Origin of the sequence: Anaerostipes sp. 992a (assembly GCF_001940245.1) — a bacterium.
Lineage (GTDB): Bacteria > Bacillota > Clostridia > Lachnospirales > Lachnospiraceae > Fimousia.
Window position 1 is genome coordinate 84,382 of the sequence record NZ_MJIG01000005.1, and the last position, 24,521, is coordinate 108,902.

The 24,521-nt window shown below is 41.3% G+C and carries 21 protein-coding genes and 5 tRNA genes; 24 read left to right on the forward strand and 2 right to left on the reverse strand.

Translation table 11 applies throughout. The features are described 5' to 3' along the window. The 17 genes from hpt to trmL all read left to right on the forward strand — a co-directional run bounded on the left by hpt (window position 1) and on the right by trmL (window position 14,956). Window positions 1-522, forward strand: coding sequence for a hypoxanthine phosphoribosyltransferase (gene hpt, locus BHF69_RS12135; RefSeq protein WP_075672020.1), 522 nt, complete (start codon window positions 1-3; stop codon window positions 520-522). 258 nt (window positions 523-780) lie between these two features. Next, window positions 781-2,610: an ATP-dependent zinc metalloprotease FtsH gene (gene ftsH, locus BHF69_RS12140; RefSeq protein WP_083651316.1), complete on the forward strand. Its 1,830-nt coding sequence runs from the start codon at window positions 781-783 to the stop codon at window positions 2,608-2,610. A 421-nt stretch (window positions 2,611-3,031) separates the two neighbouring features. Further along, window positions 3,032-5,152 carry a glycoside hydrolase family 13 protein gene (locus BHF69_RS12145; RefSeq protein ID WP_075672022.1) on the forward strand — a complete coding sequence of 707 codons (2,121 nt, stop codon included), beginning with the start codon at window positions 3,032-3,034 and terminating at the stop codon, window positions 5,150-5,152. 312 nt (window positions 5,153-5,464) lie between these two features. Beyond that, window positions 5,465-5,546 (forward strand) — tRNA-Tyr (locus BHF69_RS12150). A 17-nt stretch (window positions 5,547-5,563) separates the two neighbouring features. Beyond that, window positions 5,564-5,650: transfer RNA gene (locus BHF69_RS12155), tRNA-Leu, on the forward strand. Between the two features lie 21 nt (window positions 5,651-5,671). Further along, a tRNA-Gly gene (locus BHF69_RS12160) sits at window positions 5,672-5,742 on the forward strand. A 30-nt stretch (window positions 5,743-5,772) separates the two neighbouring features. Continuing rightward, window positions 5,773-5,845, forward strand: a tRNA-Phe gene (locus BHF69_RS12165). A 6-nt stretch (window positions 5,846-5,851) separates the two neighbouring features. Continuing rightward, a tRNA-Gly gene (locus BHF69_RS12170) sits at window positions 5,852-5,924 on the forward strand. A gap of 278 nt (window positions 5,925-6,202) precedes the next feature. After that, entirely contained in the window at window positions 6,203-7,012 is an 810-nt protein-coding gene (locus tag BHF69_RS12175) for a tyrosine-protein phosphatase (RefSeq protein ID WP_075672024.1), read from the forward strand. A gap of 16 nt (window positions 7,013-7,028) precedes the next feature. Beyond that, a complete protein-coding gene (locus BHF69_RS12180) occupies window positions 7,029-8,780 on the forward strand; it encodes a B12-binding domain-containing radical SAM protein (RefSeq protein ID WP_075672026.1) in 1,752 nt (583 codons plus the stop codon). Then, window positions 8,749-9,378 (forward strand): endonuclease III, encoded by a 630-nt coding sequence (gene nth / locus BHF69_RS12185; protein ID WP_075672028.1) that lies wholly within the window; start codon window positions 8,749-8,751, stop codon window positions 9,376-9,378. The genes BHF69_RS12180 and nth overlap by 32 nt, the downstream gene beginning before the upstream one ends. A gap of 3 nt (window positions 9,379-9,381) precedes the next feature. Further along, window positions 9,382-10,089: a 3'-5' exonuclease gene (locus tag BHF69_RS12190; RefSeq protein WP_075672030.1), complete on the forward strand. Its 708-nt coding sequence runs from the start codon at window positions 9,382-9,384 to the stop codon at window positions 10,087-10,089. 196 nt (window positions 10,090-10,285) lie between these two features. Further along, entirely contained in the window at window positions 10,286-11,785 is a 1,500-nt protein-coding gene (locus BHF69_RS12195) for a VanW family protein (protein WP_075672032.1), read from the forward strand. A 27-nt stretch (window positions 11,786-11,812) separates the two neighbouring features. Then, window positions 11,813-12,802 (forward strand): AIR synthase family protein, encoded by a 990-nt coding sequence (locus BHF69_RS12200; RefSeq protein ID WP_075672034.1) that lies wholly within the window; start codon window positions 11,813-11,815, stop codon window positions 12,800-12,802. Between the two features lie 15 nt (window positions 12,803-12,817). Continuing rightward, the gene (locus tag BHF69_RS12205) at window positions 12,818-13,297 is read left to right on the forward strand and encodes an Lrp/AsnC family transcriptional regulator (RefSeq protein WP_075672036.1); all 480 of its coding nucleotides are present in this window, start codon (window positions 12,818-12,820) and stop codon (window positions 13,295-13,297) included. Continuing rightward, complete coding sequence (locus BHF69_RS12210; RefSeq protein ID WP_075672038.1) at window positions 13,297-14,463, forward strand: pyridoxal phosphate-dependent aminotransferase; 1,167 nt, start codon at window positions 13,297-13,299, stop codon at window positions 14,461-14,463. Before BHF69_RS12205 ends, BHF69_RS12210 begins: the two co-directional genes overlap by 1 nt. A 1-nt stretch (window position 14,464) precedes the next feature. Continuing rightward, entirely contained in the window at window positions 14,465-14,956 is a 492-nt protein-coding gene (gene trmL / locus BHF69_RS12215) for a tRNA (uridine(34)/cytosine(34)/5-carboxymethylaminomethyluridine(34)-2'-O)-methyltransferase TrmL (RefSeq protein WP_075672040.1), read from the forward strand. Window positions 14,957-15,637: 681 nt separating this feature from the next. Here the strand turns inward: trmL and BHF69_RS12220 are convergent. Together BHF69_RS12220 and BHF69_RS12225 are read right to left on the reverse strand one after the other, a co-directional pair. Then, entirely contained in the window at window positions 15,638-15,928 is a 291-nt protein-coding gene (locus BHF69_RS12220; RefSeq protein ID WP_192846996.1) for a hypothetical protein, read from the reverse strand. Between the two features lie 19 nt (window positions 15,929-15,947). Further along, a complete protein-coding gene (locus tag BHF69_RS12225; protein ID WP_075672043.1) occupies window positions 15,948-18,344 on the reverse strand; it encodes an endonuclease MutS2 in 2,397 nt (798 codons plus the stop codon). Between the two features lie 266 nt (window positions 18,345-18,610). On the opposite strand from BHF69_RS12225, the gene BHF69_RS12230 reads away from it, so the two are divergent. The 7 genes from BHF69_RS12230 to BHF69_RS14495 all read left to right on the forward strand — a co-directional run bounded on the left by BHF69_RS12230 (window position 18,611) and on the right by BHF69_RS14495 (window position 24,497). Then, the gene (locus tag BHF69_RS12230; protein WP_075672045.1) at window positions 18,611-19,705 is read left to right on the forward strand and encodes an iron-containing alcohol dehydrogenase family protein; all 1,095 of its coding nucleotides are present in this window, start codon (window positions 18,611-18,613) and stop codon (window positions 19,703-19,705) included. A gap of 104 nt (window positions 19,706-19,809) precedes the next feature. Then, window positions 19,810-20,754: a 3'-5' exoribonuclease YhaM family protein gene (locus BHF69_RS12235; protein ID WP_075672048.1), complete on the forward strand. Its 945-nt coding sequence runs from the start codon at window positions 19,810-19,812 to the stop codon at window positions 20,752-20,754. A 13-nt stretch (window positions 20,755-20,767) separates the two neighbouring features. Continuing rightward, window positions 20,768-22,147 carry a 23S rRNA (uracil(1939)-C(5))-methyltransferase RlmD gene (gene rlmD, locus BHF69_RS12240; RefSeq protein WP_075672050.1) on the forward strand — a complete coding sequence of 460 codons (1,380 nt, stop codon included), beginning with the start codon at window positions 20,768-20,770 and terminating at the stop codon, window positions 22,145-22,147. 219 nt (window positions 22,148-22,366) lie between these two features. Next, the gene (locus tag BHF69_RS14305; RefSeq protein WP_202816998.1) at window positions 22,367-22,933 is read left to right on the forward strand and encodes a hypothetical protein; all 567 of its coding nucleotides are present in this window, start codon (window positions 22,367-22,369) and stop codon (window positions 22,931-22,933) included. Beyond that, the gene (locus tag BHF69_RS14310; RefSeq protein WP_202816999.1) at window positions 22,930-23,439 is read left to right on the forward strand and encodes a hypothetical protein; all 510 of its coding nucleotides are present in this window, start codon (window positions 22,930-22,932) and stop codon (window positions 23,437-23,439) included. The genes BHF69_RS14305 and BHF69_RS14310 overlap by 4 nt, the downstream gene beginning before the upstream one ends. Before the next feature lie 64 nt (window positions 23,440-23,503). Beyond that, window positions 23,504-23,965 carry a hypothetical protein gene (locus BHF69_RS14270; RefSeq protein ID WP_192846997.1) on the forward strand — a complete coding sequence of 154 codons (462 nt, stop codon included), beginning with the start codon at window positions 23,504-23,506 and terminating at the stop codon, window positions 23,963-23,965. Window positions 23,966-24,053: 88 nt separating this feature from the next. Beyond that, window positions 24,054-24,497 (forward strand): hypothetical protein, encoded by a 444-nt coding sequence (locus BHF69_RS14495; protein WP_242946159.1) that lies wholly within the window; start codon window positions 24,054-24,056, stop codon window positions 24,495-24,497. The last annotated feature ends 24 nt before the right edge of the window (window positions 24,498-24,521 follow it).

Here is a 24,521-nt window from a genome sequence, read left to right on the forward strand (position 1 = left end):
ATGGAACATAAGATTAGTGTATTAATTTCAGAAGAGGAAGTGGATGCGAAGATTCGTCAGCTGGGTGAGCAGATCAGCAAAGAATACGAAGGAGAAGCCGTGCATCTCGTATGTATTTTAAAGGGAAGTGTATTTATTACCTGTGAGCTGGCAAAGAGAATCACAGTTCCTGTAACGATGGATTTTATGTCTATTTCCAGCTATGGTGATGGAACCAAATCCTCCGGTGTCGTAAAGTTAGCCAAGGATCTGGATGAGACGATTGAAGGAAAGAATGTGATCGTTGTAGAGGATATTATTGACTCTGGACGTACATTAAGCTATCTTTTGCCGGTCCTGAGAGAGAGAAAGCCAAAGAGTCTGAAGCTGCTGGCATTTTTGGATAAGCCGGACCGTAGAGTGAAAGAAGTTCCTGTTGATTATACAGGATTTGAGATTCCGGATGAATTTGTTGTTGGATATGGGCTTGACTATGCACAAAAATACAGAAATCTTCCATATGTTGGAATTGTAGAAGTATAGTCTGATAGAATGATACCAGGGTCAAAAGGGCATGCTGTTCATGCTTGCATGAAAAAGCATGACTTTGGGACCTGCAAAACATGAGAAAGTAGCCATTTTTCGTAGAAAAATGAGCGGATTTCGAATGTTTTTAGGATTTCGTGAGCGTGAAACGCGAAGAAATCCGTAGGTATCAGGGAGTCAAAGACTTTTGACTCCAACATCATAGAATATTATTGTATTAAAAGGGGCGGTGCTCAGTTGAGCATCGCCATATCAATGAAAGGAAGGGAGCGAAGCAATTTGAATCGAAAAGGAAATGGCATATACTTTCTAACCCTGTTGATTGCGGTCTGTCTGCTTTATTATCTTGGAACCGGTGCAAAGACTACAGATGCCGGATATACGGAGGCTCAGTTTTACAAAGACCTTCAGAATGATAAAGTGAGTGAGATCGTAATTGAACAGAATCAGGAAGTGCCGACAGGAAATATATTGGTAAAGATTGGAGATTCTCAGAAAGAATTCGCGGTCAGCGATGTGAATGATTTTCAGGAGGAATTAAAGGCTGTAGAGCCGGATGTAAAATACAGTCTGAAAGGCATTGATCATTCCATGGACTGGATCGTGAATCTGGTTCCGAATCTTCTGTTGATGGGAATGCTGATCTTTATGATGGTCGTGATCATGCGTCAGAATGGAGGAAACAGCAAGATGGCCGACTTTGGAAAGAGTCGTGCAAAATTAGCAAAGGAAGATAGCATAAAGGTAACTTTTGCGGATGTTGCAGGTCTGGATGAAGAAAAAGAGAGTCTGCAGGAGGTAGTAGACTTTTTAAAGGCGCCTGGCAAGTATATTGATGTAGGAGCCAGAATTCCAAAGGGGGTTTTACTTGTTGGACCTCCAGGAACCGGTAAAACTTTAATTGCCAAAGCAGTAGCAGGAGAAGCAGGAGTTCCTTTCTTCAGCATATCTGGATCTGACTTTGTAGAGATGTTCGTAGGAGTGGGTGCTTCTCGTGTTAGAGATTTATTCGAGGAAGCGAAGAAGAATGCTCCGTGTATCGTATTTATTGATGAGATCGATGCGGTCGGAAGAAGACGTGGAAGTGGTCTTGGAGGCGGACATGATGAAAGAGAGCAGACTCTGAACCAGTTACTCGTAGAGATGGATGGATTTGGTGTCAATCAGGGAATTATTGTGCTTGCGGCAACCAACCGTGCGGATATCCTGGACCCTGCCATCATGCGTCCGGGACGTTTTGACCGTAAAGTGGCTGTAGGACGTCCAGATGTGAAAGGGCGTGAGGAGATCTTAAAGGTGCATGTACGCAAAAAACCATTGGGTGACGATGTAGATTTGCATGAAATTGCAAGAACTACTGCCGGATTTGTCGGTGCAGACCTTGAGAATCTGATGAATGAAGCTGCGATCAATGCAGCGCGGGAAGAAAGAAGATTTATCCGCAAGCAGGATATTGATGTAGCATTTATTAAAGTTGGAATCGGAACAGAGAAGAAGAGTCGTCTGGTGCCGGAAAGTGAGCGAAGAATTACAGCATATCATGAATCTGGTCACGCGCTGTTATTTCATTTGCTTCCCGATGTAGGACCGGTTTATACGGTATCTATTATTCCTACGGGAGTAGGAGCTGCTGGTTATACCATGCCTCTGCCGGAAAATGATAACATCTTTATGACAAAGGGAAAACTCCTGCAGGATATTATGGTTTCCCTTGGGGGGCGTATTGCAGAAGAGTTGATTTTTGATGATATTACAACCGGTGCATCTCAGGATATTAAACATGTGACCGATACAGCTAGAAGAATGGTGACTCAATATGGTATGTCTGAGAAGCTGGGGCTGCTCCATTATGGTTCTGATGATCAGGAAGAAGTATTCTTAGGAAAGAATATCGGACATGAAAAATTATATGGCGAAGAAGTGACATCCCTGATCGATAGAGAAGTTCAGAACATTGTGGACGATTGCTATAAAAAAGCAAAAGATTTAATTGTGGAAAATATGGACAAGCTTCATAAATGTGCAGAACTTTTATTAGAAAAAGAAAGAATCAATCAGGAAGAATTTGAAGCGTTGTTTGATTAAAAATGTATAATTTTATCTTTGAAAAAATGAAAATGTAGTAAAAAATGTAGATGGGAAAAAGTTCCATTAACGATTTGCACAAAAAATTTTTTTAAAAAAGTTAATGTTTATGCACACTTTTTAAGGTCTATATGTATAATAATACTTGTAACCCCCCCCAATACATTATATAGTTTTTTGCTACACCCAATAAGTAACAAAATACCTTCTCCAAAAAGGACAGCTTAACAGCTGTCCTTTTTACGTGAAAGAGAAGGAACCAGTACATCCCAGTTGAGTATTAGATTTCCAGCAGAGAAAATCAGCATATACTATAGTATAGAAATGGCTTAAATATGGGAAAAATTCGTTGTTTCAGGTTGTGTATACAAGAAAGTTATATTAAAATATTACATATTAATTGAAAAAGGAAGTTTGGAATATGAAAAAAGTTTCAATGGCAGAAAAACTTCACGCGTATATATTTTATAGAAAACCATTGGTTCGTACGGAAGCTTTTTTTTCTGACAATACCAGATTTTATCAGGAACCGGAAGAACCAACGCAGTATGATGATGTGACCATTCGATTTCGAACGATGAAATATAATGTGGATGAAGTATATATTATAGTCAATGGAGAAAAGCAGCTTATGACCCGGGGAAAGACGGACACGTATTTCGATTATTATGAAATCGTCATTCCGGCAAGTGAAGAGCGCCTGGATTATTATTTTGAGATTCATGTTAATGACAGTTGTTTATACTATGATCGTATGGGAACGGTAAAAGAAGTCAAGGATGAATATCAATTTTCCATTGTCAAGAATTTCTCAACACCAAAATGGGCGAAATCTGCGGTTATGTATCAGATTTTTGTGGATCGTTTTTATAATGGTGATCAGAAAAACGATGTACTGGAGAATGAATATATATACATCAATGAGACAACGAAAAAAATCGATAACTGGGAGAAATATCCAGCAGCCATGGGTGTCCGGGAATTTTACGGCGGAGATCTTCAGGGAGTAATGGAGAAGCTGGATTATTTAAAAGAACTGGGTGTAGATGTGATTTATCTGAATCCAATCTTTGTATCTCCATCCAACCATAAATATGATATTCAAGATTATGATTATATAGATCCTCATTTTGGTAAAATTGTAGTGGACGAGGGTGATCTGGTGGCAGATGGCGCTAAGGATAATAAAAAGGCCAGCCGCTATGTATCCCGTGTCACAGATAAGCGAAATCTGGAGGCCAGTAATCAGCTGTTTGCCAAGCTGGTGGAAGAAATCCATAAGAGGGGCATGCGCGTGATTTTAGACGGTGTGTTTAACCATTGTGGTTCTTTTAACAAATGGATGGACCGTGAACGGATCTACGAGGGAGTAAAGGGCTATGAGGAAGGGGCGTATGTATCCAAAGAAAGCCCATATCATACTTTCTTTAAGTTCTATGATGAAGAAGGAAGGTTTTGGCCGTATAATTCATCTTATGACGGCTGGTGGGGGCATGATACCCTTCCGAAACTTAATTATGAAGGTTCGGATAAATTGTATCAATATATTCTTAAGATTGCGAAAAAATGGATTTCTCCTCCATATAACGTAGATGGATGGCGCCTGGATGTGGCTGCAGATCTTGGATATTCCCACGAGTTTAACCATCAGTTCTGGAAGGACTTCCGAAAAGCGGTGAAATCTGTCAATCCGGATGCACTGATCCTGGCAGAGCATTATGGCGATGTGGCTCCTTGGCTGCAGGGAGATGAATGGGATACGGTAATGAACTACGATGCCTTTATGGAGCCGATTACGTGGTTCCTGACCGGAATGGAAAAGCACAGTGATGAATATCGGGAGGATCTGGATGGAAACTATAAGACGTTTTCCGATGCTATGAAGCATCATATGTCAAGATTCCACTATCCATCCCTTCAGGTGGCTATGAATGAGCTGTCCAATCACGACCATTCCCGTTTCCTGACCAGAACGAATAAAAAGGTTGGAAGAACTCAGTCTGTAGGTCCTGAAATGGCCGATAAGGGTGTATCCAAGGGAGTGTTCCGGGAAGCTGTTCTGATGCAGATGACATGGCCAGGAGCACCAACCCTTTATTATGGAGATGAAGCCGGTGTGACCGGATGGACAGATCCGGATAACCGAAGAACTTATCCGTGGGGAAAAGAGGATGTGGATCTGATCTTATTCCATAAGAGTATGATTAAGATTCATAAGAAATATCCAGCCTTTATGGAAGGCTCCTTAAAGTTCTTGTATGGAGAGAAGAATATCTTCAGTTATGGAAGATTTACCGATGATGATTATGCGATTGTTATTATCAATAATAACGATGAAGCCAAGAAGCTTACGATTCCCGTATGGCAGATAGGAGTGACCGATGATTATCGGATGCAGCAGATCATGCTGACGGTAGAAGAGGGACATACAGAGGATATCGTGAATTATCCGGTAGAAAAGGGAGCGATTACGATTACGATGCCGAAGCATTCCGGCACAATCCTTCATGGAGATAAATTGAAAAAGAACATAGATAACTAGATGAGAGCAGGGATATTGCCAGAGTGGATGGTGGTAGCCCTGTTTTCGTATGATGTCGGATGAGAGTCTGGGATGAGAAGAATGTAGGGGGTATGTTTAACGTTTGGTCGCAGGAGGGTTATTACTTGCAAGAACGACCATTTCCGATTGCAGATAATAGGGAGTTATAGAAAAATTGGGCTTTTTCAACTAAAAGTTGAATCAAGAAATGGCTCTATTTGGCGGTGTGAAGAAAAAAATTAAAAAAAATAAAAAAAGTACTTGCATTTTGTTTGGGGTTCTAGTATAATTAACAACTGTCAGATGGTTCTTGGATGGATTCCCGAGTGGCCAAAGGGGGCAGACTGTAAATCTGTTGGCAACGCCTTCGAAGGTTCGAATCCTTCTCCATCCACTATCCTTTTAGGATATGCCGGCGTGGCGGAACTGGCAGACGCACAGGACTTAAAATCCTGCGGGACTTATACTCCCGTACCGGTTCGATTCCGGTCGCCGGCATTTGTCCGATGACAAATCCGTGCGGGTGTAGTTCAATGGTAGAACACTAGCCTTCCAAGCTAGATACGTGGGTTCGATTCCCATCACCCGCTTTGCTAATTTTAGCAATCACAATTTCATATGCCCAGATAGCTCAGTCGGTAGAGCAGAGGACTGAAAATCCTCGTGTCGCTGGTTCGATTCCGGCTCTGGGCATTCTATGCGCGAGTGGCTCAGTTGGTGGAGCACGACCTTGCCAAGGTCGGGGTCGCGGGTTCGAGTCCCGTCTCGCGCTTTTTTTTATGGAATAGGAAAGTTCTTTTTTATTACACAATATCCTGAAAGCAGTTTATAGAACTTGTTTTCAGGTTTTTTAATATGGTCAGATGGATGGAGAAAATATGAATTGGATATTGAGTGGAAAGAAGGAGAGGAAATCAAACATTCCCAGTTGACGATAGAGAAATAGAATATTATAATATTACAAGAAGTTTTGGTAACAGAAAAAGGGGTATCCGGCAGGATGCCCTTTTTCTATAGGAATGGCGGTTTTACGCCAATAGGAGAAGGTATATGAGGAAACAAAAGATACAGTTACAGGGATGTCAAAATACAAGAGATTTGGGAGGAATGGTGACAAAGGATGGAAAAAGGATTAAGGAAAGAAAGCTGATCCGAAGTGGTGCTTTATGGAATGCCACCAGTAAAGATTTAGAATGTCTTACGATGCAGCATGATTTAAGGACCATTATCGATTTTCGTACTTTGGGTGAGATGGAGGCGAAACCGGATCCGCATATGAAAGGGGTCAGCTATTATAAGAACCCGATTTTGGAACGATTTGAAGAAGAAGGAGAGGGAAAAAAACAGCCTTCTGGTAATCCTCTGCAGGAGGCGGTTGACCGGGCTGCCGGACTTCCGGATGATGCCAAGGGCTTTATGATCTCTGTGTATCCTCAGCTGGTGCGAAATGAGCATTGTGTCAATGGTTACAGGAAATTCTTTCATCATTTGCTAGAGCAGGAAGAAGGAGCCGTTTTATGGCACTGCAGCGAGGGGAAAGACCGTGTGGGAGTAGGAACCATGCTCCTCTTATCTGCCTTGGGAGTGGATATGGAAGAAATTAAGAGAGATTATCTGTATACGAATCATTGTATTTATGATGAGGTGACCATGCTGTTAGGCACAGTATCCAGATTGGTATCTGATCGGATGGTGGAAGAAAAGATCAAGTACATGCTAACGGTATCACCGGAATATTTACAGAGCGTATTGGATGCCATTGCTGAGGATTATGGAACGGTAGATGGCTTCCTGAGAGAGGGACTTGGATTGTTAAAGGAAGACTTTAAGATCTTAAGAGAGAAATATCTGGAAGGATAGGAAGGGAAATTAGGATATGAAACTCCTGTTGTGTGCATTAAATGCAAAATACATTCATTCGAATCTGGCGGTATACAGCCTGATGGCGTATGCCAAAGGGGCTTCTATGGAGCTTAAGCTGGCGGAATATACCATCAATAACCGAACAGAGGAGATTTTAAAAGAGATTTATAGGGAAAAAGCAGATATTGTAGCATTTTCCTGTTATATATGGAACATTGAGCAGGTTTATGAGCTTGTGAGGGAGCTTCATAAGGTGGCGCCTCATATCTCTATTTGGCTGGGAGGACCGGAGGTTTCCTATGATGCCGGAAAGGTGTTAAGGGAGCATCCGGAAGTTACTCTGGTCATGATGGGAGAAGGCGAAGAAACCTTCCGTCAGCTGACCGAAAGCTGGGGAACGGGAATGGAACTGTCTGCCGTCGATGGAATTGCATATCGACAAGGTGAGGAAATTCATTGCAACGCTATGCGTCCTCAGATGGATATGGACAAGATTCCATTTGTATATGAAGATTTGGATCAATTTAAGAATAAGATCATCTATTATGAAACCAGCAGGGGATGCCCGTTCTCCTGCAGCTATTGCTTATCATCCATTGATAAGAGGGTGCGTTTTCGAAGCTTTTCCCTGGTGCAGAAGGAACTGAAACATTTTCTGGATCATGATGTGAAGCAGGTCAAGTTTGTCGATCGTACCTTTAACTGTAATCATAAGCATGCCATGGAGATTTGGGAATATATTACAAAGCACGACAATGGGATTACCAATTTTCATTTTGAGGTGTCGGCAGATCTGTTGAAGGATGAGGACATTCAGCTATTTGAACGGATGCGCCCTGGGCTGATCCAATTGGAGATTGGAGTGCAATCCACCTATCAGCCTACCATTGGAGAAATTCGCCGTACGATGGATCTGGAGGCGTTAAGGAAGCTGGTAGCAAGGGTAAAAGCACTGGGGAACATTCATCAACATCTGGATTTGATCGCAGGACTACCCCTGGAAGACTATGAGACATTTAAAAAGTCCTTTGATGAAGTGTTTTCTATGCAGCCGGATCAGCTGCAGTTGGGGTTTTTAAAGGTCTTAAAGGGCTCTTATATGCATGAGAAATCAAAGGATTATGAGATTGCCTATAGAAGCCGGGCTCCCTATGAGGTGTTGAAGACCAAGTGGCTTTCTTATGATGAAATTTTGAAGCTGAAGGAAGTGGAGGAGATGGTGGAGCTCTACTATAATAGTGCCCAGTATACCAAAACTCTGCCATATCTGCTTACGTTTGCCAAAGGGCCATATGCGTTCTTTCGGGAACTGGCAACCTTTTATTATCAGAGAAATCGGATTGGGGTAAAGCATTCCAGATTATCTTATTATGAACTGTTAAGGGAGTTTGCCCTTTTTGCCTATCCAGAGGTGGAAGAGGGAGTTTTGGATCAGCTTCTCATGTATGACCTGTATTTGCGGGAGAATATCAAGAAGAGGCCACAATGGGGAAATACACAGGTGTTGGAGAAGAAGGCGGCGACCAGATTCTATCGGATGGAAGGCGTAGAGAAGTATTTTCCACAGATGCAGCCATATGACTCTAAGCTGGCAGCGGGAAATTCCCATGTAGAGAGATTTTTTATTGATGTAGATACTTATGAAAAAAAGGACTGGTGGGCATTGTTTGATTATCACACCAGGAACCCATTGACCTATGACGCAACGGTAAGAGAAGTGAAAGGAATCGAAGATGGATCAGGAAAGAGTATTGGAAATCTGTAAGATACTGAATGAAACATATACAACCGAATATAAATGTTATTTAAATCATGAAAATGCGTGGCAGCTGTTGATCGCAACTATGTTAAGTGCTCAGTGTACGGATGAGCGGGTCAATCAGGTGACGAAAAAACTGTTTGTCAAATATCCAAGCATTGAGGCGTTTGCCAACGCGGATGTGAAAGAGTTGGAACGGGATATTTATTCCACTGGGTTCTATAAAAATAAGGCGAAGAATATTATCGCCTGTACGAAAAAGCTGCTGGAGGAATATGGTGGAGAGGTGCCAAGAGAATTAAAGGATCTGACTTCGTTAGCAGGAGTTGGAAGAAAGACGGCCAATGTGATTCGAGGAAATATCTATCATGAGCCGAGTATTGTGGTGGATACCCATGTGAAACGGATTTCCAGAAAGCTGGGGCTTACAAAGGAAGAGGATCCGGTAAAGATTGAATATGACTTGATGGAAAAGCTTCCGAAGGAGCAGTGGATCTTGTATAATATTCAGATCATTACACATGGGAGAAATGTTTGTATTGCCCGCAGGCCAAAATGTGGGGAATGTACTTTAAGGACCGTCTGTCCTTCCTGTGAGGTGTAATCTATGTATGAATATGTGGCGTTTGACCTGGAGACCACCGGGTTATCCGAGGAAAACGATGAAATGATAGAAGTAGGTGCAGTGAAGATTCGAAATTGCAAGATTGTGGGAAAGTATAATCAGATCATCAATCCACATCGCCCTTTGACGTATCAGATTATTCAGCTGACTGGCATTGAACAGGAGCTGGTGGACCGTGGGAGAGAAAAGGAAGAGGTTCTGAAAGAATTTCTGGATTTTTGTGATGGATATCCACTGTTGGGACATAATGTGATGTTTGATTACCGATTTATGAAGACAGGTATGAACCGATTAGGTCTTCCTTTTGAAAAGAATGGTGCGGATACCTATATGATCGCCAAAAAGCTGCTAAAGCAGCAGGTAAAGAGCAAAAGTCTGGGAAGCCTGTGTGATTTCTATCACTATACCAACCAGGCGGCGCACAGAGCTTATCATGATGCACTGGCGACGGCTGTCATATATGAGAAAATGAAGCTGCAGTTTCCTGACGAAAAAGAAGTGTTTTTACCAAAACAGCTGCAATTTAAGCCTAAAAAGACCTCTCCTGCTACAGAAAAGCAAAAGCGATACTTGAATGATTTGCTAAAATATCATAAAATAAAGGGTACCATTGCTTTTGAGTCTATGACGAAAAGCGATGCATCCAAGCAAATTGACCAGATTATTTTAAAATATGGAAGGATGAAATAACATGGCTCCAAGAAAAAAACAGAAATTTATAACAGCAGTGGCACTTTTATTAGTTGTAGTAATGATCCTTGGATCATTATCTTCTGCATTTTTAGCTCTATAATATTTCGGAGGGATGTCTCTCTGCGTTAGGTATATAAAGTGCCAAGGAGGAATTTTGAGAGCTTAGAATTATGGAAAGGGAGAAGAGAATCGAATGAATCAGCGTAAAAAGATAGGGATTGGTATTGCGGCGATTGTAGTAGTGATTGCAGCAATACTTGTATTTATGTCCACGTCTGTAAATTCTGCTACAAAGAATGGCAGGATTTTAAGCAATGTATTTGTGGATAGTGTTAATGTAGGTGGTATGTCAAAGGAAGAGGCAGAGGATGCCTTAGAAGATTATCTGGACACAGTAGAGGAGAAGAAGATTGAACTGAAAGCAGATCAGAAGACAAAGACCATCGCTGTAAAGGATATGGGAATTGACTTTCGGGAAGAGAAAGCAGTGAAGGAAGCGTATGGAGTTGGACGTGAGGGTAATATCGTATCCAGATACTTTGCTGTGCGCAAGCTTAAGAAAGAAGCTCATGTAGTGAAATTACAGGCGTCTATTACAGAGGCGCAGGCAGAAAAGATTTTAAAGAACAATGAGAAAGCATTGATCGTAAAGACGCAGAATGCATCTTTGACACGCAAGAATGGAAAGTTCAAAATTATCGATGAAGTCGAAGGAAAGACGATTGTTTATGATAAATCTGTTAGTACGATGCAAAATGCCATTGCTGATCAATGGGATAAGGATAATTTTGCGATTAAAATATCTGTAAAGAAGGAAGAACCAAAGTATAAGGCTGAAGATTTAAAAGATGTGACAGATGTACTTGGAACGTATGCGACTTCCTATGGATCCTCCGGTTATTCCAGATGCCGTAATGTGGAGAATGGATGCTCTAAGATCAATGGAACTATGCTGTATCCAGGAGAAACACTTTCTGTATATAAGAAAGTATCTCCATTTGACGCAGAGAATGGATATTATAAGGCTGGATCCTATAGCGGCGGTGAAGTAGTACAGACATATGGTGGCGGAATTTGTCAGGTGTCTACCACCTTATACAATGCTGTTTTGCGTTCAGAGCTTAAGGTAACAGAGCGTTCCAACCATTCGATGGTGGTAAATTATGTTCCATTATCTGCAGATGCTGCAATTGCAGGAACTCATAAGGACTTTAAGTTTAAGAATAATACGAAGACACCAATTTATATTGAAGGTGAGACAAGTGGAGGTATGATTCGCTTTACGATTTATGGAAAAGAGACAAGGGCGAAGAATCGTACCATTGAATTTGAATCTAAGACGATTTCCGTATCCTCTCCTGGAAAGGACATCGAGACCAAGGATCCTACTTTGGCGGAAGGCAAGAGAATCGTAACGCAGTCTGCACATACTGGCTATACTGCAGAGCTGTGGAAGGTAATCTACATCGATGGAAAGGAAAAGGAACGTATTAAAGTAAATAGCAGTCATTATAATTCTTCTCCGCAGAGAGTTCGGGTAGGAACGAAGAAGAAGGAAGAGGAGAAGAAGACAACAGAAGAGAAGGATAAGAATGAGCAGCAGGGTACAACAGAACAGAAGACGACAGAGGCCACGACTGCTGCAACTACGGCGACACAGAGCAATAAAAATGATAATGATACCGAAGAATAGAAGATGCTTTTAGAGGAGCAAAAGAAGATGAAACTTGGAAAGATACCGGAATCTGTATTAAAGCGTTCCGTATTAAAACAATTGAAAAAGGGTAACGAACAGGTTCTGGAGGGACCTGCAGTTGGAGAAGACTGCGCTGTTGTCGAGTTCAATGACGAAATCATCATGTTCTCTTCTGAACCGGCCACGGATGTCTCTGGTCAGGCAGGTGTTCGAGCGGTTCATGCTGCGGTGAATAATCTGGCTGCCAGCGGTGCAGCTCCAGTTGGCATTATGGTAACGATTCTGATGCCGGCAGATACCAGGGAAAAGGATTTGAAACGGTTGATGCATGAGATACAAAGAGAATGCGATCGGCTTGGGATTTCCGTCCTAGGTGGGCATACAGAGACCACGGATGCAGTAAATCGTATTGTTGTTTCGGCAACAGGAATTGGGAGAGGGGAAAAAGGACAGATCATTCGGGCAGGAGGAGCCAGACCAAATGAGGATATCATAATGACAAAATACGCTGCTATGGAAGGGACCGGGCTGATTGCCAGAGAACGGGCCGAGGAGCTTCGGACACGATATAGCAAGGATTTTGTTCAAAATGCACAGGATCTTCTGTGTCATATTTCTGTGATGAAGGAGGCAGAGATTGCAGGAGAGTATGATACAAGTGCCATGCATGATATAAGAGAAGGCGGGGTCTATGGTGGGCTCTGGGAACTTGCCGCCGCCTCCCAGGTGGGTCTGAAGGTCAATCTTGATGCCATTCCCATGAAACAGGAAACAGTAGAAGTTTGTGAATTCTTTGATCTGAATCCTTATAAATTGACATCCAGTGGCTGTATGCTTATCGTGACACCGCGAGGGAGAGATTTGGTACAGGCACTTTGTGAAGCTGGGATTCCTGCAGCGATCATAGGTAAAACCACAAAGGATCAGAGCAGGATCATTATCCGGGAAGGGGAAGAAGGATTTTTGGAGCCACCGAAGTCAGATGAACGGTTTAAAATATTGAATGGTATATGATAGGAGAATTGAAAGATGAGAACAGCGATTTTGAAACTTATGGAAAAAAACAGTCGTATTGATTTTCAGGATGTAGCAGATATGCTGGATACAGATCTGGAAACTGTCAAGAAGACAGTAAAGGAAATGGAAGATGAGCATATTATCTGTGGATATCATACGTTGATCAACTGGGACAAAGAAGAGGAAGAAAGAGTAACGGCCATGATTGAAGTAAGAATTACTCCTCAGCGTGGACGGGGCTTTGATAAGATTGCAGAAAGAATTTATAACTATCCAGAGGTTAAGACAGTATACCTGATGTCAGGAACCTATGACCTGATGGTTATTTTGGAAGAAAAGACCTTAAAAGAGATTTCGCACTTTACTTCTAATCGTTTGGCAGTCATCGATTCTGTTATTGGAACAACGACTCATTTTGTGTTAAAGAAATATAAAGATCACGGAACCATTCTGGCAGAGCCTGTAGATGAAAGAATGGCGGTGACTCCATAATGAAAAACCTATTATCAGACAAGATCGTAAACATCGCACCGTCTGGAATCCGAAAGTTTTTTGACATCGTTAGTGAGATGCCGGAAGCAATTTCTCTTGGTGTGGGAGAACCGGATTTTGATACACCATGGAAGATTCGGGAAGAAGGAATTTATTCGCTGGAGCGTGGACGGACCTTCTATACATCCAATTCTGGCCTGGTAGAGCTTCGGCAGGCCATTTGTGATTATTCCAGAAGAAAATATAATCTGGACTATAATGAAAAAGAATGTCTGGTCACCATTGGTGGAAGTGAAGCCATTGATATCGCTTTTCGTGCCATCTTAAATCCAGGTGATGAGGTCATCGTTGTACAGCCTTGTTTTGTATCCTATGCACCTTGTGTGATTTTAGCGGGAGGAACACCAGTATATTTGAATCTGAGTGTGGAAAACGGGTTTAAACTGACCGTAGAAGAGCTGGAAATGGCTGTTACAGATAAGACGAAAGCTATTATTATGGCATATCCCAATAATCCGACTGGAGCGATTATGACAAAGGAAGAATTGGAGCCGATTGCAGACTTCATTAAGGAAAAGGATCTGGTCGTGTTAAGTGATGAGATTTATTCTGAACTTACATATGGATGTGATCATACAAGCATTGCTTCCTTTCCAGGTATGAAAGAGAGGAGCATTGTGATCAATGGATTTTCGAAAGCGTTTGCCATGACTGGATGGAGATTGGGATACGCTTTGGGGCCAGAAGAAGTTATGGAACAGATGACCAAGATTCATCAGTTTGCCATAATGGCAGCACCGACCACCAGTCAGTATGCAGCAATTCAGGCAATGACGGACTGCGATAAGGAGGTCGAGGAGATGAAGGAATCCTATAATCAGCGCCGCAGATATCTGATCAAGGCGTTTGAACGGATGGGACTTGAATGCTTTGAGGCGAAAGGGGCATTCTATATGTTTCCATCCATTAAGGAATTTGGACTGACTTCTGAAGAATTTGCGACAAAGCTTTTGGAGGAAGAGGAGCTTGCAGTCGTGCCGGGAAGTGCATTTGGCGAATGCGGAGAGGGATTCATACGTATTTCTTATGCATATTCTATTAACGAGTTAAAAGAAGCATTGTCAAGAATAGAACGCTTTATTACAAGATTGAGAGAGAAGAAGTAAGATGTTAAATATAGTATTACATGAACCGGAAATGCCGGCGAATACGGGCAATATCGGCAGAACCTGCGTAGCAACAGGTTCTGTCCTTCATCTAATCGAACCCCTTGGGTTTAAGATCAATGACAAGACGGTAAAACGTGCCGGACTGGATTACTGGGATAAGCTGGATGTGAGAACTTATATCAATTATGAGGATTTTCTGGCAAAGAACCCAGGAGCTAAGATTTATATGGCTACCACTAAGTCCAAACAGACGTATACCGATGTGCAATATGAGGATGGCTGCTACATTATGTTTGGAAAGGAAAGTGCAGGAATTCCAGAGGAAATCTTGCTGGAGAATAAAGAGAATTGTATCCGCATACCGATGCTGGATCACATCCGATCTTTAAACCTGTCCAATTCTGTAGCCATTGTTACTTATGAGGCACTGCGTCAGCTGAATTTTGACCATTTTCAGATGGAAGGACAGCTGCATCATTACGAATGGTAACAATTTATAGATAATACAATATAGATTGTGGTGGAAATATTAATTATATTTATAATTGACAAAAGATGCCGCATATTATAAAATATCTCTATAGCATGTGATTAGGCAGGAATCTAACACACACATTCTAGCTTTTAACAGCACGCTAAGTCACAGATGCTATCGTATCCAAATAGTGTGTGCATTTTAAGACATTCACTTTTAGGGTATGCCCGTTTTTTCTTATTAGTGTTTTATATTTGAAAAAGTCCCTAGGATTGGCTTGGGTAGCCGTTTCTGGGGACTTTTTCTTTGTTGGTGATACTATTGTGGTACTAATAAGGGTTTTATTTTTTATTGACAGCTTTTGTGGCATTACATATAATATACTTAACAAGGAATCGGTAACCATGGTACGGATGGCCACCCGGTTTTCAAGTTACAATTTCGTAAATAGAAATAGCGTCTCTACTTTTCCAGGGTGAGGGCGCTATTTTTTGTGGTTTAAAACTAGCGTAATTACTGCACATAGCATAATTACAAATGTAAATAAATTATCATATGTAACATACATGGCATTGGCTCCTTTCTATAATTAGAGGTGGCCAAAACATACGCCCTACCGATACCTTGGTAAGTATATTATATGATTAAATTGAGTGTAAATGACAGCTTAAATCAAGATCTTATAAGCAGATGATATTAATCTTTCTGCTCCAGTGCCACGAAAAACATTTCATATAGATCGTCTTCACCTTCTAGCATCGGGGAATTTTCCCCGCCGCCATTGGTACTTCGCTTCATGGCAGCGTAAAATTCTTCTCCTGCAGTTACCAGTTCCATTGGATATAGTTCATATCCCAGCTCCCGGCATTTTCTGCAAAAGGCAAAGACAGGATCAGGATCCTTTTTGGTTTCTAACAACATATCCTTTAGCTGGGAATCGTGCATAGCACGTTCCTGTAATGTTTCCAAGATTTCAAATACATCCATTATGTTATCCCCCTGATTTCTACTTAAAACTTACAATGGTTACCCCCATGTCTCCTTCTCCAAATTCTGCCAGGTGGAACTCTTTCACGTATTTTACTTTTCTTAAATACTGATGAATTCCCTTTCGTAAGGCACCAGTGCCTTTTCCATGTATCACGCGCACCTGAGGAAGGTTGGCAAGGTAAGCATCATCTAAATATTTGTCCAGCTGGGCAGTTGCTTCATCTACGGTCATTCCCAAGAGATTGATCTCTGGAGAGATGGTTGCAGCTTTGTTCATGCTGGTACGGCCTTTATTCTTAGAGCGTGTATTGGCACGCTGTTCTTCTTTCAGAATTTCTTGTGCGCTTTTTACGATTTCTAAGTCCTTAATATTGACAAGGGAGCGCATCATTCCCATCTGAACATACAGGTCACCTTTGGCATTTGGCAGGGTTACAACTTCCCCATTTAAGTTTAAGCTGGATACGAAGACGGAATCTCCAATGTGAAAATCTTCTTTGCTATGTTTTCCCTTCGATTTTTTGCCCTTGTATGCCAGATCCTTTTCCAGTTTATTCATACGGCCGCGAAGATCACTTCGTTTGGCTTCCATTCGTTTTGTATTCTTTTGTTCTGGATGTTTTCCCCAGCTGTTGTATTTCTTAATGGCTTCATCGGCCACTTCCTTGGCTTCTGATAAAATATTATGAGCTTCTTCTCTGGCATCCTGTAACAGCTTGGCACGTTTTTCCTTAATATCATCCTGCTTTTTCTCCAGGCTTTTCTTCAGGGCTTCGATTTCCTTCTTATAATGATAGATTTCTTCCTGTTCTTCTTCGATGATTTTTCGGCTTTTCTCCAAATCGGCCAGCAGAGATTCAAAATCCTGAACAGAATCATCAATCTGGGCATTGGCTTGTTCAATAATCATTGGATTCAGTCCTAACTTCTTTGAAATAGCAAAGGCATTACTCTTTCCAGGAATCCCTACCAGAAGACGATAGGTTGGACTTAAGGTTTCTACATCGAATTCGCAGCAGGCATTCTCAATTCCAGGAGTGGAAAGGGCGAACATCTTAAGCTCGCTGTAATGGGTCGTTGCCATGGTACAGATACCTCTTCCAAGCAGATTGGTGAGGATGGAAATTGCCAGAGCGGCACCTTCAATTGGGTCCGTTCCACCGCAAAGCTCATCCAACAGGACCAGGGAATGCTCTGTTGCCTGGTCTAAGATGGATACGATGTTGGTCATATGAGAGGAAAAGGTACTTAAGTTCTGTTCAATACTCTGCTCATCTCCGATGTCGGCAAAAATCTGGTCAAATACTGTCAGGCGGGAACCCTGAAATGCAGGAATATGAAGGCCTGCCTGTCCCATCAGGGAGAATAAGCCCACTGTTTTTAAAGATACGGTCTTACCGCCAGTATTTGGACCGGTGACGATGAGCATATGAAAGTCTTCTCCTAAAGTTAAATTGATTGGAACGACTTTCTTCTTATCTAATAGAGGGTGTCTTCCTTGTTTGATTTCAATGATCCCCTCTGTGTTAAATTTTGGTTCGCTTCCATCATAGGATTTGGCATATTTTGCCTTTGCAAAGATAAAATCCAGCTTGGCGAGAATTTCAACATTATACTGTAGATTTTCTGATTCAAAGGATACCTGTTCACTTAAGGCAGCCAGGACCCGTTCGATTTCTGCCTGTTCCTGAATCTCCAGTTCTTTTAATGTGTTGTTGAGCTGTACTACGGACATTGGTTCGATGAACAGGGTGCTTCCGGTAGAAGACTGATCGTGGATCATACCAGGGAAGCTGCTGCGGTATTCCGCTTTGACTGGAATACAGTAGCGACCATTACGCATGGTGATCAGGCTGTCCTGCAGCATGCTTTTGTTGGATGAGGAGTTGACGATGGATGCCAGCTGGCTGTGGACCTTTTGATTGGTCTGCTTGATATTTCTTCGAATCTGTTTTAAGGCAGAAGAAGCATCATCGCTGATCTCATCCTCCGCAAGAATACAGCGGCGGATATCCAGAAGCAATGGAGTCATGGCAACCAGTTCGTTGAACATGCCATCTAGAGAATCATAGCCGTCTGCTTCGTAATCGCGGCTGCTGTATTGCTTGGCGTTATTGGTAATTTCCAAAATTCTTGCAATATCTAACAGTTCTCTTGCACTTAAGGATGCCTGTACATCCAGGCGCATGAGAGAAGGGGTGATATTGATCAGACCGGCAAAGGAAAGACTTCCATATTGGTATACTCTGGCAAGAGCGTCCTTGGTCTGTTCCTGTGCAGTTTCAATCTCCATCAGGTTGGTAGATGGAAGTAGCTTCTTACACAATTCTTTTCCCATTTCAGAGGAAGCGTGTGACATTAGCTGTTCGATGATTTTATGATATTCTAAAATTCTTAGTGCTTTTTCGTTCATATTTTTCGTCCTTTCAAAGGAATCACAAGATGAATCGTGAGATGAGACACCTTAAATTTCCGTTCATGAGATTGATTGTAGCATATTCGATATTGTTTGTAAATTGGCATAAACACTTGTATTTCTTTGGAAAGAGAATGGTTTTTTTGATTCCTTCAAATCACTAGATTTTCCCATGGGGTTGTGTCATAATAGAGAGATACCAATGGTATTTTTGGATTGATGGTGCACAGTAATTGATGATAAAAGAAAGAAGGAGTTCGAATATGAATTTTTATATGCCAACCAGAATTTTTGCGGAAAAAGGCAGTGTGAGAAAGAATAAAGAACAGCTTCAGAAGCTGGGAAGCTGTCCGTTGATTGTAACCGGCAGACATTCCTCCAAGATCAATGGATCCCTGAAGGATGTCGAAGACAGCTTAAAGGAGCTGTCTATGGAGTATTATATTTTTGATGAGATTGAAGAAAACCCATCGGTAGAGACCTGTGAGCGGGCGGCTGCCTACGCATTGGAAAAGGGCTGTGATATGGTCATCGGTGTAGGAGGAGGATCTCCATTGGATGCATCCAAAGCCATTGCCTTATTAATGAAGAACCCGGATAAGGACGGAGAGATTTTTTATAAAGCAGAAGAGCTTCCGTGGGTACCGGTAGCTGCAGTTCCAACCACAGCAGGAACTGGTTCTGAGGCGACTCCATATGCCATTTTGACCGTACATAAATGGAAGACAAAGAAGTCCATCAGTCATCGGATTTTCCCTGATGTAGCATTTGTGGATGCGACGTATTTGACATATACGAGTAAACGTGTTTTAATCAGTACGGCTGTGGATGCGCTTGCTCATCTGGTAGAAGGGCGTATCAATGTAAAATCCAATGCATATAATCAGATGTTAAGTGAATATGGCATGCAGCTGTGGGGACAGGCAAAGGAAGCATTGCGAAAGGAGCAGCCATCCCAAGAAGAGTATGAGCTTTTGATGGAAGCGTCCACGATTGCAGGAATGACCATTTCTCATACGGGAACATCACTGCCGCATGGCATGAGTTACTATTTGACCTATGAACAGGGAATTTCTCATGGAAAGGCAGTCGCAATATTCCTGGCAGCTTATATGAAGGAGAGCCAGGATGAAGAATTGATCAATAAGATTACATCCAGACTTGGATTTGCAGATATGGATGAGATGGCAGCATTTTTAAGGGAAGTGTTGGGAGAAGTAACCATATCCATAGCAGATGTGGAACGCTATGCGAAGGAGCTATCTTCCGATGCCAAGCGTCTGTCCAGCACTCCATATAAGGTGACGGAGGAGACGTTGCTTCGCATGTACGAGGCTTCTGTTACCATAAAAGAATAGAATGATACCAGGGCCAAAAGGTCATGATGTTCATGCTTGCATGAAAAAGCATGACTTTTGACCCCAACATCATAGAATTGTAGAAATAGGAGATTTAATATTATATGAGACTTATTGCAGAAATGAGAGAAGGGGACATGATCTCTGACGTGTACCTTTGTAAATCAAAACAGATCTTAAAAACCAAGATGGGAAAGAGCTATTATGCGCTTTTGCTTCAGGACCGTACGGGAACTCTGGATGCTAAGATCTGGGAGTTAAATAATGCCATTGGACATTTTGAAAGCATGGATTATATTCGTGTAGAAGGTCAGATTACCGTATTTCAGGGAGCGAATCAGCTGAATATCCGCAGAGTCCGCAAGGCAGAGGAAGGAGAATATACACCTTCTGATTATATGCCATGTACCGATAAGGATGTAAAGAAATTGTATAAAGAGCTTCAGGAAATGATCCAAAGAACGAAAAATCCATATCTAAAGAAACTGGCAGAAGTAGTTTTCGTAGAAGATAAAGCATTCGTGAAGGAATTTGTTCAGCATTCTGCTGCCAAATCCGTTCATCATGGGTTTATGGGAGGACTGTTAGAACATACGGTATCTGTTGCCAGAATGTGTGAATATTATTGCACCCAGTATACCGAACTAAACCGGGACCTTTTGGTAATGTGTGCACTGTTCCATGACATTGGAAAGGTGGAGGAGCTATCCGCGTTCCCATATAACGATTATACCGACGAAGGTCAGTTGGTAGGTCATATCGTTATGGGAACTATAAAGTTGGACCGCATTATGCAGACGATACCAGGATTTCCAGTAAAGCTTGGAAATGAAGTAAAGCACTGTATTCTGGCTCATCATGGGGAATTAGAATATGGTTCACCAAAAAAACCAGCACTGATGGAAGCACTGGCTCTTTCTCTGGCAGATAATACAGATGCTAAGCTGCAGACATTCAGGGAAGCTCTGAAAAAGGAAAATACGACAGACAGTGAATGGATGGGATATCAGCGTTTATTTGAAAGCAATATTCGTCCAACCTCAAAATAAATTGGAGTACATTATGGAATTTGTGAAAAATCAGATCGTAACACTGACAATTGAAGATATGGGAACCAATGGAGAGGGAGTCGGCCGTGTGGACGGCTTCACTCTTTTTATAAAGGATGCAGTCATCGGAGATGTGATCGAGGCAAAAATCCTAAAGCTTAAAAAGAATTATGGCTATGCCCGTATTGAAAAAATCCTGGAGCCGGGTAAGGACAGAGTAGAACCTGTATGCCCGGTTGCCAGACAATGTGGTGGATGCAGCCTTCAGCATCTATCCTATGAAAAGCAGCTGGAATGGAAGTTTGATAAGGTAAAAAACTGCCTGGAACGCATTGGAGGTCTGGAACATATCGAAGAGAAGATGGAGCCTGTCTATGGCATGGAGGATCCATATTATTATCGGAATAAGGCCCAATTTCCTGTGGGTACAGACAGGAATGGACAGCTGATCACTGGATTTTACGCTGGACGGACCCATTCTATTGTAGAAAACACCCATTGCTGTATCCAGGCTAAGATCAATCAGCAGATTTTGGAGATGGTCATGGAATACTGTCACAGAAATCACATCACTGCTTATGATGAGAAGAATCATAAAGGGGTGCTGCGCCATATTTTAACAAGAGTTGGATTTCAGACCGGTGAGATTATGGTGTGTCTGATCGTCAATGGAGGAAAAAAGAAGCTTGTCAATCTGGGGCAGCTGGTAGATGATCTGAAAGCCATCTCAGGAATGACAAGTATTACGTTAAATATCAATAAAGAAAAGACCAATCGGATCTTGGGAGATAAGATCATTTCCATCTGGGGACAGGATTATATTACGGACTATATTGGAAATGTCAAATATCAGATCAGCCCATTGTCTTTCTACCAGGTCAATCCGGCACAGACGGAAGTCTTATATGGAAAGGCATTGGAATATGCCAATCTACAGGGAGAAGAAACGGTATGGGACCTGTATTGCGGTATTGGAACCATCTCTTTGTTCCTGGCACAGAAGGCGAAAAAAGTATATGGAGTGGAGATCATTCCACAGGCCATTGAGGATGCCAGACAAAATGCAAAAATCAATGGATTTGACAATGTGGAATTCTTCGTCGGAAAGGCGGAGGAAGTGTTGCCAAGGGAATATGAGAAGCATGGTGTCTATGCGGATGTGATCGTGGTAGACCCGCCGCGAAAGGGATGTGATGAAACTCTGTTAGACACCATTGTGACAATGGCACCAAAAAGAGTGGTGTATGTCAGCTGCGATCCAGCAACGTTGGCCAGAGATGTGAAGATACTGGGAGAAAAAGGGTATCAGGTAGAGAAGGTCAGTGTGGTGGATCAGTTTGGACATACCAGCCATGTGGAGTCGGTAGTATTAATGTCAAGAAAAGATAAATAAGAGCCAGAAAGTGGCGTATTTCCGGGCTTTTTCGGGTATGGGCAACCTTCCCGAAAAGCTCGGTTCTTTTATATGAAAACATATCTACTGTAAAAACAGTCATAGGGTTTAGGCAGTGGATTAGATGTTAAGAAAGGAGGAAAATGCATGAATGATTCAGTGTGGATTTGGCCATCCTCGGATATGAATTTTTAGAAAATCGATAACGATACAACTTCTGTGACAATTAAGTGGAATCGAAATTATTTTGAAGATTATAAGACCTTAGCATATCAGTTCTATGAGTGTGGATACAAAACATTTGAAGAAGTGATTGGTAGCGGAGATGATAACGTTAAATCAGATATGTGGTTTTTAACAGGTATATTCTTAGTTCGTCATAGTCTTGAATTAGGATTGAAGGCTTTATTATGCAGAGTTTTATCTCGAAAGAGAGATATTGAAGATGCTTTTGAAGAATGCTGTCATGATGTTTCTATGTTATTTCATAAATATACTGACACGGGACTTGAAAAATATCTGACTGATGAAGAGGAAGAATGGTTAGTTAAGTATTTGTATTCTCTAGAAGAGGTTGATAAAAAATCTGATATGTTCAGGTTTCCTTTTGAAGATGAATTTCTTTCTAAATACAGGGACAAGTTTTTAGATAATGTGAACGTTGCTAATAATTTGCTACAATGCTTTGCGTTAATAAAAAAATGTATTGAGAGAGGAATTGTTATTTATGGCAAAGAATCTCAGACGAAGGTTTTTATGTTAAAGTTACAGGGTATTCTGAGGTGATTGATTATATTTATCAGAATCAGGATATTACCAATGAAGATAAGCTATATCCTCTAATCTTTATGTTTAGAAATACGATTGAATTATGTTTGAAGCGGTTGTTCTATAGTAGAGTTGATAATGGTGTACCGCTAAAAGTATTTAATTCAAAACGAAAAAGCCATCTTATAAAGAAGGATTTGTGGAAGAACGTTAAACCGGTAATCGTAAAATATGCAAATGATTCGAGTGAAGACCTAACAACTATTGATATTGTTGAGGGGTTACTTGATGAAATAAATGCATTAGATAAGAGTGGTGATAATTTCCGTTATCCAACATCGTACAGTTTGGAATATCGTTTTGACGATAAAAAGTTGGATATTAGTAATGTGTATAAATACCTAAAAGCAATAATCAATTTTCTTGATAGTTGCGATTCAATGCTAGATGAGCTTGCAGATTACGAAAATGAAATGTGTGCAGAATATGAATCTGAAATGAGAGCGAGCATGGATTGGTATTAAGATGCTTATTGTTTGCGAAATTTACAAAGTCTATTTATAGAAACGATAGGAGGTTTACAGATACATGGAATACATAGGAATAGGGATTATGGTTGCTGCAGTAATTGCGATTGGAATAATCCTGTATACAAAATTAAAGAAGAAAGATGGGACACCATCTGATACCACAGGCGATATTAACGCCTCATTTGTTAAAGATAAAGGAGCACTTGCTGAAATCCATCAGGCAGATAAGTTAGTAATTCAGATGGAGATGCTCCCAGCAGAGGCGATTAAAGATGAAAGTAGACTGGTAAAAATCACTGATAGCAAGGTTCTGGCACATGTTAATAATCTGGTTCCGGGTTTGGCTCAAGCTGGCAATGCAGTGAATAATGCAGCACAGGCAGTGAAGGCTGCCAATGGAGAAGTCTTATATCGCGCCATAATACCAAGCATATCACATTCCAGAATCAGGAAGGAAAGAAGGTACGTGACAGCAATTTATGCAAAACTTTTCATCTGGACATCAGCAAGGAGGGACTAGAGAATGAATTTAATGGAAATTACGAAAGAATACGAGCTGAAGCAGAACAAACGGAGCAGAGAAAGAACTTGTCGGATACTACCAACAGGTGGAAGCAGCTTGCACAGGACCAGGCAAAGACATTGGAAACTGTGATAACAGAGAGAAACGAGTTACAAGTGAAATATCAGAAGATGAAAGAGTTTATACTGGAATTTCAGGAAAGGACACACAATTTGAAGATGGAAAAACAGAAGCTCTTCTTCAAGAATCACGAAATGCAAGAAGAAATTCGGAAATTAAACGTCGAAATTCAGCATCAGATAATCGAACTGTCAGAAACGCAGAAGTTAAATCAATCACTTCAGCAGAGCAACGACGACTTGAGGAGCAGAAACGGATTGATGAGCAGGAAAGAGCAAGAGCAGCTAGAAAAAGAAATAAAATTACAATCAGAGAAAATAAAAGAAATAAAAGTTTTTTGTGGAATCGGATATATTATGGTGATTGTATTTGCTGTTTGTATTATTGGAATATATTTTCTATAACTTAGCAATACAAAAATGCGATATTTCAG